Origin of the sequence: Bradyrhizobium sp. SZCCHNRI3052, from assembly GCF_032484895.1 — a bacterium.
Taxonomy (GTDB): Bacteria; Pseudomonadota; Alphaproteobacteria; order Rhizobiales; family Xanthobacteraceae; genus Bradyrhizobium.
The window spans coordinates 174194-187430 of sequence record NZ_JAUETW010000008.1; the positions used below are offsets into that span (position 1 = coordinate 174194).

Below are 13237 nucleotides of genomic sequence, written 5' to 3' on the forward strand. Positions count from 1 at the left end.
GGGCGATCCCTGCCGTTAAATTCGCCGCCTTCTGCGAAAGGCCGCCAGCGCGCACCATGCACCAGTATCACGACCTGCTCGAACGCATCCTGTCCGACGGCGCCGAGAAGCACGACCGCACCGGCACCGGCACGCTGTCGGTGTTCGGCCACCAGATGCGCTTCAACCTTGCGGCCGGCTTTCCGCTGGTGACCACCAAGCGGCTGCCGCTCAAGGCGATCGTGCACGAGCTGCTGTGGTTCCTGAAGGGCGACACCAACATCAAATATCTGCACGACAACGGCGTCACCATCTGGGACGAGTGGGCCGACGCCAATGGCGATCTCGGCCCCGTCTACGGCTATCAGTGGCGCTCGTGGCCGACGCCGGACGGCGGTCATATCGACCAGATCACGAACGTGATCGACATGATCAGGCGCAATCCGGATTCGCGCCGGCTGATCGTGACAGCCTGGAACCCGGCCGACGTCGAGAAGATGGCGCTGCCGCCGTGCCACTGCCTGTTCCAGTTCTATGTCGTGAACGGCAGATTGTCGTGCCAGCTCTACCAGCGCTCGGCCGACGTCTTCCTCGGCGTGCCCTTCAACATCGCATCCTATGCGCTGCTGACGATGATGGCGGCGCAGGTGACGGGATTGAAGCCCGGCGAATTCGTGCACTCCTTCGGCGACGTGCATCTCTATTCCAACCATATCGAGCAGGCGCGGCTGCAGCTCACGCGCGCTCCCCGTCCGCTGCCGACCATGACGCTCAATCCGGACGTCAAGGACATCTTCGGCTTCCGCTACGAGGACTTCGCGCTCGCCGGCTACGATCCGCATCCGCATATCAAGGCCGAGGTCGCGGTCTGACGCATGCCGGTTTCGATCCGTAGCGCCCGGCCTGACGACATCGGAAGCGTATTCGCGCTGATCCGGGACCTCGCCGACTACGAGAAGCTATCGCACGAGGTCGACGCGAGCGAGGCCGACATCGCCGGCGCGCTGTTCTGTGAGCACCCGACGCTGTTCTGCGATCTCGCCGAATGGAACGGCGCGGTGGCGGGCTTCGCGGTCTGGTTCGTCAACTTCTCCACGTTTGCCGGCAAGCCAGGGATCTATATCGAAGACCTGTTCGTGCGGCCGGCGTTTCGCCGCAATGGCATCGGCCAGGCCTTGCTCGGTCACCTCGCGCGGACCTGCGTCGAAAAGGGCTGGGCGCGGCTGCAATGGTCGGTGCTCGACTGGAATGCTCCTTCCATCACTTTCTACAAATCGCTCGGCGCCGAGCTCATGGACGAGTGGACGCTATGCAAGGTGACCGGCGAAGCTCTGGCTCAACTGGCGGAGAGGGCGCCGTGATCGAGATCGTGCTGATCGTCGCGGTCGCCGACAACGGCATCATCGGCGCCGCCGGTGCGATCCCGTGGCGGCAGAAGAGCGACATGCAGCGCTTCAAGGCGATGACCATGGGCCGCCCGATCGTGATGGGCCGCAAGACCTTCGTCTCGTTTCCGCGCCGGCCGCTGCCGGGCCGCACCAACATCGTCGTCACCCGCGATGCCGAGTTTCGCGCGCCGGGCGCGATCGTGACCCATACCGTCGATGAAGCGCTCGGCATCGCGCGTGGTGATGCGCTGCGGCGTTCAGCCGCGGAGATCGCGGTCATCGGAGGCACAGAGCTCTTTGCTGCGACGATGCCGGTCGCCGACCGGCTGGAGATCACCGAGGTGCATGCGAGCCCGCCTGGCGATACCGTGTTTCCGGCGATCGACCCGGCCCAATGGGAAGAGGTGGCGCGGGAGCGCCATGCCTCGGGGCCCGACGATCAGGCCGAATTCTCCTACGTCACCTATCGCCGGCGGCGGTGAGCGTTTCGCCGGTCGGATCGACGCGACGGCCCCCTCAAGACCATCCGTTAATGATGAAGTCGCGCAGTTTGGCCGCGTGGCGGAGCTGAGGCCGCGGCAAACGGGCGCTTCCGGCCCTGTTTACATTGACAAAACCCGGTTCGGGCTTAGCTGGAGCGCTACGTTGTAAGGGGCGGGGCCGTCCCTTATAACCCGGCGACCGTCGGGGCCGGCGTTGGTGTACACTCAGCCTCTCGGAGGAGATCGATCGATGGCGTGGAAGAATCAGGGCGGAGGCCCGTGGGGTCAGGGTCCGAAGGGGCCCTGGGGCTCGGGACCGCAACCGGTCGGTCCAAGGCCGCCCGACCTGGAAGATCTTCTGCGGCGCGGCCAGGACCGGCTGCAGCAGTTCGTGCCGGGCGGCGGTTTCGGCACCGCGGGCGTGCTCCTGATCGTGCTCGGCGCCATCATCATCTGGCTCGCCTCCGGCATCTACCGCGTGCAGTCCGAGGAGCTCGGCGTCGTGCTGCGCTTCGGCAAATATGTCCGTGATGAGCAGCCGGGCCTGCGCTATCACCTGCCTTACCCGATCGAGACCGTGCTGCTGCCCAAGGCGCTGCGCGTCAACTCGATCTCGATCGGCATCACCGCCAATGACGATCCCGGCCGGCGCGGCCGCGGCGGTCGCGATGTCCCCGAGGAAAGCCTGATGCTGACCGGCGACGAGAACATCGTCGACGTCGACGTCACCGTGCTCTGGCGCATCAAGCCGAAGGGCGCGGCCGACTTCCTGTTCAACATCCAGAACCCCGAGGGCACCGTGAAGGCGGTGGCCGAGAGCGCGATGCGCGAGGTGATCGGCCGCTCCAACATCCAGCCGATCCTCACCGGTGCCCGCACCGTGATCGAGCAGAACGTGCAGGAACTGATGCAGAAGACGCTCGACAATTACGGCTCCGGCATCCAGATCACCCAGGTGCAGATGCAGAAGGTCGATCCGCCGGCCCAGGTGATCGAGGCATTCCGCGACGTCCAGGCGGCGCGTGCCGACCTCGAGCGTCTCCAGAACGAAGCCCAGACCTATGCCAACAAGGTGGTGCCGGATGCGCGCGGTCGTGCCGCGCAGATCCTGCAGGTCGCCGAGGGCTACAAGGAGCAGGCGATCGCCGAGGCCAAGGGCCAGAGCGCGCGCTTCCTCAAGGTCTATGACGAGTACAAGAAGGCGCCCGACGTGACCCGCGAACGGATCTATCTCGAGACCATGGAGCGCGTGCTCGGTGGCTCCGAGAAGCTCGTGCTCGACAGCGGCGCCACCGGCGGCCCCGTGCCGCTGCTGCCGCTCGGCGATCTCTTGCCGCGCCGTCCGGCGCCGGCTGCTCAGCAGGGAGGCGTCCGATGAGGTCCCCCGTTGCAGGCATCGTCGCGCTCGTCGCCGTGCTCGTGCTCGTCGTCATCGGCTACAGCTCGCTGTTCACCGTGAATCAGACCGAGCAGGCGCTGGTGGTGCGGTTCGGCAAGCCGGTCGACGTCGTCACGGAGCCCGGTCTGAACTTCAAGGCACCGTTCATCGACAACGTGATCTCGATCGACAAGCGCATCCTCGACCTCGAGAACCCCTCGCAGGAGGTGATCGCGTTCGACCAGAAGCGGCTCGTGGTCGACGCCTTCGCGCGCTACAAGATCAAGAACGCGCTGCAGTTCTACCAGAGCGTCGGTTCGATCCAGACCGCCAACGTCCAGCTCGGCACGCTGCTGAACGCCGCGCTGCGCCGCGTGCTCGGCGAGGTCACCTTCACGCAAGTCGTGCGCGACGAGCGCGAGGCGCTGATGCGCAAGATCCGCGATCAGCTCGACAAGGAGGCCGACGCCTATGGCATCCAGGTGGTCGACGTCCGCATCCGCCGCGCCGACCTGCCGGAGGCCAACAGCCAGGCGGTGTACAACCGGATGAAGACCGAGCGGCAGCGCGAGGCCGAGGAGTTCCGGGCGCTCGGCGGCCAGAAGGCCCAGGAGATCAGGTCCAAGGCCGATCGCGAGGCCACCGTGATCGTCGCCGAGGCCAACTCGCAGGCGGAGCAGACCCGCGGCGCCGGCGATGCCGAACGCAACCGGCTGTTCGCCGAGGCCTACAACAAGGACCGCGACTTTTTCGCCTTCTACCGCTCGATGGCGGCGTATGAGAACGGCCTGAAATCCGGCGACACCCGCTTCCTGCTGCGGCCCGATTCGGAGTTCTTCCGCTACTTCGCCAACCCCTCGGGGAAGCCGACGGGGGAGACGCCGTCCACCGCCAGCTCGACCGCGGCCGTCGCGGTGCCGGCACCCAAGCCCTGATGGCGCCTGCCTCGATGCCGGGCCCGTTGATCGGGGCGAATAAGAGTTGACATGGAGGGGGCGAAGCCGTTGCTTCGCCCCGTTACATATCAAGAAGATCGAACGGGAGGTCCGGGTCCGATGAGGTCCATTGCGTTTTCCGATTTCCTCATCGGATTAGGTATCCTGTTCGTGCTCGAAGGCCTGTTGTTCGCGGCAAGTCCGGAGTGGATGCGGCGGGCCATGAAGACCGCGATGACCACGCCCGACAACGTGCTGCGCGCAGTCGGCATCGGCTCGGCGGTGGCCGGCCTGGTCCTGATCTGGGTGATCCGGCGGCCGATCTGAGCGGCGGATTGTCGTGCGTTTGCGTGCCCGTCGCACGGGAACGAGGCCCGACCGCTGCAATGACGATCTGCTGCCCGGCCAACGCCATTGTGAGGCGATGGCTGCGCCATTTTGCCGTATTAGGTCGCCCTCAATGATGAATCTGCGGTCCGATCCGGCGTGCTTGCGTCCCCCGCCGGTTCCGGCGCACTGTAACAGTTGAATTTGCCGACTTTTCTGGAGATCCGCCCGATGACCGCAACCCTTGCTTTCAGCCGTCGACTGCGCCCGATCCTGACCGCGGCGGTCCTTGCCGCGGGCTGGGCGCTCGCGCCGGCCCCGGCCTCGGCGCGGGGGCCGGAGGGGATCGCCGATGTCGCCGAAAAGGTGATCGACGCCGTCGTCAATATCTCGACCTCGCAAACTGTCGAGCCCAAGGGCGGCTCGTCCGAGGGGCGGAACGCCAATCCGCAGGTGCCGCCGGGCTCGCCGTTCGAGGAGTTCTTCGACGATTTCTTCAAGAACCGCCGCGGCGGTCCGGGCGGCCGGGGCGGTGCCGACAACTCGCCGCGCCGCACCAACTCGCTGGGCTCGGGCTTCATCGTCGACGACTCGGGCGTTGTCGTCACCAACAACCACGTCATTGCCGATGCCGATGAGATCAACGTGATCCTCAACGACGGCACCAAGATCAAGGCCGAGCTGGTCGGCGTCGACAAGAAGACCGACCTTGCGGTGCTCAAGTTCAAGCCGCCGCGGCCGCTGACGGTGGTCAAGTTCGGCGACTCCGACAAGCTGCGGCTGGGCGACTGGGTGGTCGCGATCGGCAACCCGTTCAGTCTCGGCGGGACCGTCACCGCCGGCATCGTCTCGGCCAAGAACCGCGACATCTCGTCGGGGCCCTATGACAGCTACATCCAGACCGACGCCGCGATCAATCGCGGCAATTCCGGCGGCCCGCTGTTCAACCTCGAGGGCGAGGTCATCGGCGTCAACACGCTGATCATCTCGCCGTCGGGCGGCTCGATCGGCATCGGCTTCGCGGTGCCCTCGAAGACCGTGGCCGGCGTCGTCGACCAGTTGCGCCAGTTCGGCGAGCTGCGCCGCGGCTGGCTCGGCGTGCGCATCCAGGGCGTCACCGACGAGATCGCGGAGAGCCTCAACATCAAGCCGGCGCGGGGCGCGCTGGTCGCCGGCGTCGACGACAAGGGACCGGCCAAGCCGGCCGGCATCGAGCCGGGCGACGTCGTCGTCAAGTTCGACGGCCATGACATCAAGGAGCCGAAGGACCTGTCGCGCATCGTCGCCGACACCGCCGTCGGCAAGGAGGTCGACGTCATCGTCATCCGCAAGGGCCAGGAGCAGACGCTCAAGGTCAAGCTCGGCCGGCTCGAGGACACCGAGAAGGTGCAGCAGGCGGCGATCAAGAAGGACGAGCCGGCCGAGAAGCCGGTGACCCAGAAGGCGCTCGGGCTCGATCTCGCCGCGTTGTCGAAGGACCTGCGCGCCCGCTACAAGATCAAGGACAGCGTCAAGGGCGTCGTCGTCACCGGTGTTGACCAGGCCTCCGACGCCGCCGAGAAGCGGCTGTCGGCCGGCGACGTCATCGTCGAGGTCGCCCAGGAGGCGGTGACCTCGGGCGCCGATATCAAGAAGCGCGTCGACCAGCTCAAGAAGGACGGCAAGAAGTCGGTGCTGCTGCTCGTCTCCAACGCCGACGGCGAGCTGCGCTTCGTCGCGTTGAGCCTGCAGTAGGGCACGATGCAGTAGGGTGGGCAAAGGCGCGCCGTGAGGTGCGCCTGCCAAGGCGCTCTCTCCCGCGCCGCGCCCACCATCCGGCTCCGAGCTCGCGGCACGGTGGTGGGCACGCTGCGCCTGCGGGCGCTGCTTTGCCCACCCTGCGGCAGCTCCACACTCCGCTGTCGTCCCGGCCTCGAGCCGGGACCATAGCCCCCAGGGAGCAGTTTGGGGCGGCCTGATCATTGGCTGTTTGCTCGTCACGACGGCCGCGGCGTATGGATCCCGGATCGGCGCCCCGACGCGCTGGCGCGCGCCGTGGCTTGTCCGGGACGACGACGGTTCGCAAGGCGAATTCACGGCTCAAACAGCGATCGACATAGCTTTGCAGTCTCGCGGCGCATCGCGCCCGAGGTCTGCGATCAGTTCGTCCCTCGCGAGAATGCAGAGGGCGCAGGGAATGCCGGGTGAAGGCCTCACCCATGGCCCGCCTGCGAAAAAAAATGCAGGCGGCAGGTACCACAGGCAAAGCCGATTCAACCGGCATTCCCTGCGCGACGGTCTTCACGCTTATACGCAGTCTCCCTGGTGCGCCGGGCTTGTTGGCCACCATTGTCCGCGCGGCGCTTTAGCGCCGTCGCGAACGTGACACCAGCATCGGGGTGTCAGGACGCTGCGACTTCACGTCCGCAAGCGATCGTTCGTCGGCGCCCTCGTGAGAAGACGCTGCGATCTCTCGCGGCCATCGCTCCCCGCCTCGCGTGTCGTGACGATCGCGCGCAACGCCCCTCCGCAGTGAGGCGGGATGCGCGGATACAATCATGAATTCCGGAAATACGCAAGATAATTATTTTTATCAGAAGGCGGTGGCCGCCATCCGCGAACTCCCGGGAGCGCCGGCTCAGAGCGACCGCTGATTGACCCGCTGCGACAGCGCCTCGGCGCTTTCCTTGCGCTCGGAGTAGCGGTCGACCAGATAGTCGGCGCGGTCGCGCGTCAGCAGTGTGAACTTGACCAGCTCTTCCATCACGTCGACGAGGCGATCGTAATAGGGGGACGGCTTCATGCGGTCCGCGTCGTCGAACTCCGCGAACGCCTTGGGCACCGAGGACTGGTTCGGGATAGTGATGAGCCGCATCCAGCGGCCGAGCACGCGCAGCTGATTGACCGCGTTGAACGACTGCGAGCCGCCAGAAACCTGCATCACCGCCAGCGTCTTCCCCTGTGTCGGCCGGACGGCCCCGAGCGACAGTGGGATCCAGTCGATCTGGGTCTTCATCACGCCGGTCATCGCGCCGTGCCGCTCCGGAGAGCACCACACCATGCCTTCGCTCCAGGTCACGAGATCGCGCAGCTCGCGGACCTTCGGATGATCCGGCTCGGCGTCGTCGACCAGCGGCAAGCCGCGCGGATCGAAAGTCCGTGTCTCCGCGCCGAAGCGCACGAGAAGGCGCGCCGCTTCCTCGGTCAGCAGCCGGCTGAACGAGCGTTGCCGGAGCGATCCGTAGAGCAGCAGGATTCGCGGAGGGTGGGAGGAGCGCGCAGGCTCCAGCAGCTTCGCGCGGTCGATGGCACGGAATGAGGTTTCGTCCAATTGAGGCATCGTGTCAGACAACGCGGTATCCTCCGGCAAAATGATCGGCGTTGGCCGTCCTCGTTCGAGATCCGCCGGTACAAGCGCTCAGAACGCGATGTCCGCAGCGATGGCTTCGATGCCGGCCGTCGCGCAGATGTCGTCGTTGTCGCCTCCGGGCGCGCCGGATACGCCGATCGCTCCGACCTGCTGGCCAGCGGCCTCTATTGGCATGCCGCCGCCGACCATGACAACGCTGGGAACGTTGACGATGGCCCGTTCCGGAGCATCCGGTCGTGCCAGGCGGGCTGCGAGCGTGCTCGTCGCCTCGCGCCAGCTCGCGGCCGTCCGCGCCTTGCCCGTCGCGGCCTCTAGCGTATGCCAGCCGGCGAAACGATCGCGCAGGGTGACCAGCGCAAGCCCCGACGGATCGCTCACGGTCACGGTAGCCTGCCAGCCGCGTTTGCGGCACTCCGCGAGCGCCGCCTGTGCCGCCTTGAGCGCCGTGTCCGGCGCGATGATCCGGCGCGTCCACGTGGGTTCGTCGGCGCGCGCCACGAAAGCCGGGCCGAGCAGGAGGACCACTGCGAGCAGCGGACGCAACACCATCACGCCGACAGCCATTTCGCCATGTCTTCTGGCTTCGGCAGGCCGCCCGCATGGACGACCTTGCCGTCGATCACCACGCCCGGCGTCGAGGCGATGCCGAACCGGGCGATGTCGGCGAAGTCCGTGATCTTTTCCAGCTCGATCTCGATGCCGAGCTTGCTTGCTTCCGAGGAGGCCATTGCTGCAGTCTGAACACAGCGCTTGCAGCCGGAGCCGAGAATTTTGACGTTCTTCATGGGGCTTGTCCTTTCATCAGAACAGGGCGTTGAAGAGATAGCCGACGGCGACGATGCCGGCGGCGACGACGCCCGCGAAGACAGCGATCAGCCGGAGCGTCAGCACCTTGCGCAGGATGAGCATCTCGGGAAACGAAAGCGCGATGACGCTCATCATGAAGGCGAGCACCGTTCCCAGCGCCGCACCCTTGCCGAGTAGTGCCTCGACGACCGGAATGATGCCCGCAGCGTTGGCGTACATCGGCACGCCGATCAGCACCACGGCCGGCACGGACCACCATTGGTCCTTGCCCATGATCGAGGCGAGCAGGTCGTTCGGGACATAGCCGTGAATGAATGCGCCCGCCGCGATGCCAATGATGATCCATGCCCAGACGCGGCCGACGATGTCGCGTACCGCGTCGATCCCGGCCCGGATCCGATCGGCGACGGTCGGCGCATCCGGCTGCATATCCGCCTGTCCCGCACGCACGTTGCGAACCCATGCCTCGAGCCAGCCTTCGAGATGCAGGCGTCCGATGATCCATCCCGCCACGATCGCGACCGCCAGGCCGAAGGCCAGATAGATTGCGGCGATCCTCCAGCCGACCAGCGCGAACAGCAGGCCGAGCGCGACCTCGTTCACCATTGGCGCCGCAATCAGGAACGAGAAGGTCACGCCGAGTGGGACGCCGGCCGAGACGAAGCCGACGAAGAGCGGCACCGCCGAGCACGAGCAGAAGGGAGTGAATACGCCGAGGATCGCAGCCGCGGCATTGCCGAGGCCCTCGCGCTTGCCGGCGAGCAATTCGCGGGTTCGCTCGGCTGAAAAAAAGCTGCGCACGACGCCCATGCCGAACACGACCAGCGTCATCAGCATCAGGACCTTGGGCGCGTCGAACACGAAGAACCGCGCGGCTTCTTCCAGATGGCTGTCGCGGGACACCGGCAGCGACGATACCAGCCATGCCGAGAACGCTTCCAGCTGCCAGTAGACCGCGAACCACAACGCGATCGCAGCTGCCGTCGCGATGATCCAGATCACAGCCGATGCCGACTCGTCAGGATAGGTCGAAGCTTCGGTTTTCATGCTGCACTCCTGTTCGGCTCAGGCATGGCCGCCATGACGGCGTCGAGGATGGCGCGGCGATCGGGCGGCAGGTCAGGGCTCAGCCGATACCGGACCCACTGGGCGTCACGCCGGTCGATGACGAGACCGGCGGCCTTGAGGGCGGACATGTGCCGGCTCATGCGCGATGCGCTGGCTCGGAGCTGCCGCATGAGCTCGCAGACGCAATGCTCGCCGCCGTCCCAAAGGATGCGCAGGGCGGCGAGACGGGTCGGCTCGGCCAGAGCGGCGAGCAGCGGGACGGGATCGGACATGGCGGAAATATATTCGTATTTTCGTATTTGCGCAATAGCGCATATAATGATTACGGATGCGCGATTTGACCGGCAATCGGCGCGGCGCGTGGCGTCAGGCTGATAATGGCTGGTGATGCGTGGCCCGCGCGGCGACGCCCTGCGAGATCCCGGTTGGGAAATCGGGCGAGCCGGCTGGCGTCGGGTCAATTCACGCGCAGGATGGTCTTGCCGCCGGCGGCCGGAATGTGACTGTGCGGCTGGGCTCGACGACGCGGCCGCCGCGCCGGGTACGGAGGCGGAGAGCGTTGGCGTCGAAGACCCAATAGGTGCAGCGGGGCTGGGCGTCTGGGCTGCCCGGCGCGGATGTCCGGGATCTTTACCACGCGCGACGCCACGCGTTATCTCGAACAGGGAGCGCGGCCTCGCTCGGCGAGACGCGCGCTACCTATCCGACGATGGGTTGCCCGCGTTGCCTAGTTGCGGACGCTGCCCACGGTGATCGGAGCGACGAGCGCAGCGCTGTGGTGGTGCTGGGTGAGCACGGCGAGCTGGTGCGGCGAGGCGGCGCTGTCGGCATTCACCGCAATGGTCTGCTGCGCGGCGGATGCACCGACGACGGAGAGCTGGTGCGGGGTGGCCGGCAGCGCGCCGACTTCGTAGCTCGGCAGCTCGCCGGCAACGGCCGCGCCGCTCAGCAGCGCGAGGGCAAGAAGAGAGCCGGGAATGATGTGCTTGATGGTCATCGGGAGGTCCTTCTGTGACGATGATCGATTGCATGGCCTGCAATCGCTTTCGCTTCCTTGGACACTCCCTAGCGTTGTCAGTCTTATATGCGCTGCAGCATGATTTGACAATTCATGGATTGGTGATGCGGTTAAAATGGCAGTTCGCGTCCCGCCTTGATACGTAAGGCGAATGATCTGATTTGCGATCTGAAATGAGATTGGAATGGAGTTGCGTGCGAGTGCGCTGGATTGAAACAAAATCCTGATGATGCGCCGATCGAGAGCCGATGAAGGCAGGGCTTTGGTAACGGCTTTGCTTGCGGCGACGATTCGCACACGGCAATGCGATTGCGATCGTCGAGCGTTCGCAAAACATTGACTAAATGTCACCACAGCAGGCTGTGCGGGTCATCACCGCATTGTCACCTTCGCTTTGTGACACGGACGTGGACCGATGAACCTGTCACGGTCGTTGCGAGGACCGAAGCGACGACGCAATCCATAGCCTTGCGCCGAACTCTGGATTGCTTCGCTGCCCTCGCAATGACGGCATGGCGGCTGCCCATGAACGCGTCCTCTCTCACAACCAGGGGAGGGCGCTGTATTGCGCAAAGGCTCGCGCGGCTATTGGCCTGCCGCGCGGCCGCAGTCTCGTCAGTCGACGAACTGATCGCGCGTGTAGCCCTGGGCATAGAGCAGGGCGGTGAGGTCGCCGTGGTCGATGCGGGCCGAGGCTGCGGCCGAGACCGCAGGCTTGGCGTGATAGGCGACGCCGAGACCGGCCGCCTCGATCATGCCGAGGTCGTTGGCGCCGTCGCCGACCGCCAGGGTGTCGATCTCGTCGAGATCGAACGCCTCGCGCAGCTCGATCAGGGTGGCGAGCTTGGCGTCGCGGCCGATGATCGGCTCGCGCACCTCGCCCGTGAGCTTGCCGCCATCGATGACGAGCTCGTTGGCGCGGTTCTCCTGGAAGCCGATCTTGGCCGCGATGGCGCTGGTGAACAGCGTGAAGCCGCCGGAGATCAGGCAGGTATAGGCGCCGTTGGCGCGCATGGTCATCACCAGATGACGGCCGCCCGGCGTCAGCTTGATGCGCTTGGTCAGGACTTCGTCCACGACGCTCACCGGCAGGTCCTTCAGCAATGCGACGCGTTCGCGCAACGCCGGCTCGAACGCGATCTCGCCGCGCATGGCGCGCTCGGTGATGGCGGCGACGCGCGGCTTGAGCCCGGCGAAATCGGCGAGTTCGTCGATGCATTCCTGCCCGATCATGGTGCTGTCCATGTCGGCGAGGAAAAGCTTCTTGCGCCTGACGGCTTCCGCCTGCACGACGATGTCGATCGGCATGTCGCCGCGCAGGTCGCGCAGGCGCGCCTCGAGCTTGTGGACCTCGCCGTCGTGGGCGAAGGGGATGTCGATCGCGACCTCGTCGAACAGCCAGCGCGGCGTGCCCGGCGAGGGCAGAACGGCCAGGAAGGCCTCCACGATCGTGGTATCAAGCGCGGGATCGGCGGGATTGCAGATGAAGGTGGCGACGAGAGACATCAGGTGACTTTGCCAGGGATCAACAAAGCGGTGCTTATCGCAGGGCCGACCGCCAGCGGCAAGTCGGCGCTGGCGATGGAACTTGCGCAAAAAGCGGGCGGGGTCGTCATCAACACCGATTCCATGCAGGTCTACCGCGATCTGAGGGTGCTGACGGCAAGGCCGACCTGCGACGAAGAGGCCACCGTGCCGCACCGGCTCTACGGCCATGTCGATGCCAGCGTGAACTACTCGGCCGGCCATTATGTCCGGGATGCCGCGGAGATCCTGGGCGAGGTGCAACGGGCCGGGCGGCTGCCGATCTTCATCGGCGGCACCGGCCTGTATTTCAAGGCGCTGACATCAGGGCTGTCCGCGGTGCCGCCCGTGCCGGATGAGGTGCGCGACGCGGTGCGTCTCAGGCTCGATCGCGACGGCGTCGAGGCCTTGCATGCCGAGCTGGCGCGACGCGATCCGGCGGCGGCCGCGCGGCTGAACGTCCGCGACCGCGCCCGCGTGGCCCGGGCGCTGGAGGTGATCGAGGCGACGGGTCGGCCATTGGCCGACTGGCATGCCGAGGCCACTCCGCCGCTGCTGCCGGAGGGCAGCTATCGGGCGCTGTTCATCGCTCCGGAGCGCGAGGCGCTCTACGCGCGGATCGATGCAAGGTTCGATCTGATGCTGGAGCGCGGTGCGGTGCAGGAGGTCGAGCGGCTGGCCGCGCGCGGCCTCGATCCGCTGCTGCCGGCAATGAAGGCCCACGGCGTGCCGGCGCTGATCCGCTATATCAGAGGGGAGATCACGCGGGAGGAGGCGGCCGCCATCGGCAAGGCCGACACCCGCCATTATGCCAAGCGGCAGTTCACCTGGTTTCGACACCAACTGCCGGAGTTCGAGTGGATGAGCCCGGAGGCGGCAAAGGGATGGGTCGTCAAACTCTAGCCGCATCGTCATTCCGGGACATCGCGAAGCGATGGGCCCGGAATCCATAACCACGATCGTGAGTATGGATTCCGGGCTC

At 66.1% G+C, this 13237-nt stretch carries 15 protein-coding genes; 8 read left to right on the plus strand and 7 right to left on the minus strand.

Annotation, left to right across the window (positions count from 1 at the left end; all coding sequences use genetic code 11):
* The first annotated feature begins 56 nt into the window (after positions 1–56).
* From QW887_RS21985 to QW887_RS22015, 7 genes are all read left to right on the plus strand, one after another.
* Positions 57–851: a thymidylate synthase gene (locus QW887_RS21985; protein WP_315713364.1), complete on the plus strand. Its 795-nt coding sequence runs from the start codon at positions 57–59 to the stop codon at positions 849–851.
* Positions 852–854: 3 nt separating this feature from the next.
* Positions 855–1340, plus strand: coding sequence for a GNAT family N-acetyltransferase (locus QW887_RS21990; protein ID WP_315752477.1), 486 nt, complete (start codon positions 855–857; stop codon positions 1338–1340).
* Positions 1337–1849 (plus strand): dihydrofolate reductase, encoded by a 513-nt coding sequence (locus QW887_RS21995; RefSeq protein ID WP_315752478.1) that lies wholly within the window; start codon positions 1337–1339, stop codon positions 1847–1849. Before QW887_RS21990 ends, QW887_RS21995 begins: the two co-directional genes overlap by 4 nt.
* 250 nt (positions 1850–2099) lie before the next feature.
* A complete protein-coding gene (gene hflK / locus QW887_RS22000; protein ID WP_315713361.1) occupies positions 2100–3227 on the plus strand; it encodes an FtsH protease activity modulator HflK in 1128 nt (375 codons plus the stop codon).
* On the plus strand, positions 3224–4162 hold the full coding sequence (locus tag QW887_RS22005; RefSeq protein ID WP_316165983.1) for a protease modulator HflC: 939 nt from the start codon (positions 3224–3226) through the stop codon (positions 4160–4162). The genes hflK and QW887_RS22005 overlap by 4 nt, the downstream gene beginning before the upstream one ends.
* 120 nt (positions 4163–4282) lie before the next feature.
* On the plus strand, positions 4283–4489 hold the full coding sequence (locus QW887_RS22010) for a DUF2065 domain-containing protein (protein WP_315713359.1): 207 nt from the start codon (positions 4283–4285) through the stop codon (positions 4487–4489).
* Positions 4490–4720: 231 nt separating this feature from the next.
* Positions 4721–6223, plus strand: a complete 1503-nt coding sequence (locus tag QW887_RS22015) for a Do family serine endopeptidase (protein ID WP_315752480.1) — start codon at positions 4721–4723, stop codon at positions 6221–6223.
* An 883-nt stretch (positions 6224–7106) separates the two neighbouring features.
* Here the strand turns inward: QW887_RS22015 and arsH are convergent.
* The 7 genes from arsH to serB all read right to left on the minus strand — a co-directional run bounded on the left by arsH (position 7107) and on the right by serB (position 12237).
* Positions 7107–7808 carry an arsenical resistance protein ArsH gene (gene arsH, locus QW887_RS22020; RefSeq protein WP_316184307.1) on the minus strand — a complete coding sequence of 234 codons (702 nt, stop codon included), beginning with the start codon at positions 7806–7808 and terminating at the stop codon, positions 7107–7109.
* 78 nt (positions 7809–7886) lie between these two features.
* Positions 7887–8402, minus strand: coding sequence for a heme-binding protein (locus QW887_RS22025; protein WP_316183972.1), 516 nt, complete (start codon positions 8400–8402; stop codon positions 7887–7889).
* Positions 8387–8623 carry a thioredoxin family protein gene (locus QW887_RS22030; RefSeq protein WP_315756369.1) on the minus strand — a complete coding sequence of 79 codons (237 nt, stop codon included), beginning with the start codon at positions 8621–8623 and terminating at the stop codon, positions 8387–8389. The genes QW887_RS22025 and QW887_RS22030 overlap by 16 nt, the downstream gene beginning before the upstream one ends.
* 16 nt (positions 8624–8639) lie before the next feature.
* Entirely contained in the window at positions 8640–9692 is a 1053-nt protein-coding gene (locus tag QW887_RS22035; protein ID WP_316183970.1) for a permease, read from the minus strand.
* On the minus strand, positions 9689–9985 hold the full coding sequence (locus tag QW887_RS22040) for a metalloregulator ArsR/SmtB family transcription factor (RefSeq protein ID WP_316183968.1): 297 nt from the start codon (positions 9983–9985) through the stop codon (positions 9689–9691). The genes QW887_RS22035 and QW887_RS22040 overlap by 4 nt, the downstream gene beginning before the upstream one ends.
* 455 nt (positions 9986–10440) lie before the next feature.
* Positions 10441–10710, minus strand: a complete 270-nt coding sequence (locus QW887_RS22045) for a hypothetical protein (protein WP_316183966.1) — start codon at positions 10708–10710, stop codon at positions 10441–10443.
* A gap of 636 nt (positions 10711–11346) precedes the next feature.
* A complete protein-coding gene (gene serB / locus QW887_RS22050) occupies positions 11347–12237 on the minus strand; it encodes a phosphoserine phosphatase SerB (protein WP_315713351.1) in 891 nt (296 codons plus the stop codon).
* Positions 12238–12240: 3 nt separating this feature from the next.
* Here serB and miaA point away from each other — a divergent pair, with 3 nt between their 5' ends.
* Entirely contained in the window at positions 12241–13158 is a 918-nt protein-coding gene (gene miaA / locus QW887_RS22055) for a tRNA (adenosine(37)-N6)-dimethylallyltransferase MiaA (protein ID WP_316165984.1), read from the plus strand.
* Positions 13159–13237: the final 79 nt, after the last annotated feature.

Coding starts and splice junctions, on each gene's coding strand:
- QW887_RS21990 (WP_315752477.1), top strand. CDS start 855: ATGCCGGTTTCGATCCGTAGCGCCCGGCCTGACGACATCGGAAGCGTA.
- QW887_RS22040 (WP_316183968.1), bottom strand. CDS start 9,985: ATGTCCGATCCCGTCCCGCTGCTCGCCGCTCTGGCCGAGCCGACCCGT.
- QW887_RS22010 (WP_315713359.1), top strand. CDS start 4,283: ATGAGGTCCATTGCGTTTTCCGATTTCCTCATCGGATTAGGTATCCTG.
- QW887_RS22030 (WP_315756369.1), bottom strand. CDS start 8,623: ATGAAGAACGTCAAAATTCTCGGCTCCGGCTGCAAGCGCTGTGTTCAG.
- serB (WP_315713351.1), bottom strand. CDS start 12,237: ATGTCTCTCGTCGCCACCTTCATCTGCAATCCCGCCGATCCCGCGCTT.
- arsH (WP_316184307.1), bottom strand. CDS start 7,808: ATGCCTCAATTGGACGAAACCTCATTCCGTGCCATCGACCGCGCGAAG.
- hflK (WP_315713361.1), top strand. CDS start 2,100: ATGGCGTGGAAGAATCAGGGCGGAGGCCCGTGGGGTCAGGGTCCGAAG.
- QW887_RS22015 (WP_315752480.1), top strand. CDS start 4,721: ATGACCGCAACCCTTGCTTTCAGCCGTCGACTGCGCCCGATCCTGACC.
- QW887_RS22005 (WP_316165983.1), top strand. CDS start 3,224: ATGAGGTCCCCCGTTGCAGGCATCGTCGCGCTCGTCGCCGTGCTCGTG.
- QW887_RS21985 (WP_315713364.1), top strand. CDS start 57: ATGCACCAGTATCACGACCTGCTCGAACGCATCCTGTCCGACGGCGCC.
- QW887_RS22025 (WP_316183972.1), bottom strand. CDS start 8,402: ATGGCTGTCGGCGTGATGGTGTTGCGTCCGCTGCTCGCAGTGGTCCTC.
- QW887_RS22035 (WP_316183970.1), bottom strand. CDS start 9,692: ATGAAAACCGAAGCTTCGACCTATCCTGACGAGTCGGCATCGGCTGTG.
- QW887_RS22045 (WP_316183966.1), bottom strand. CDS start 10,710: ATGACCATCAAGCACATCATTCCCGGCTCTCTTCTTGCCCTCGCGCTG.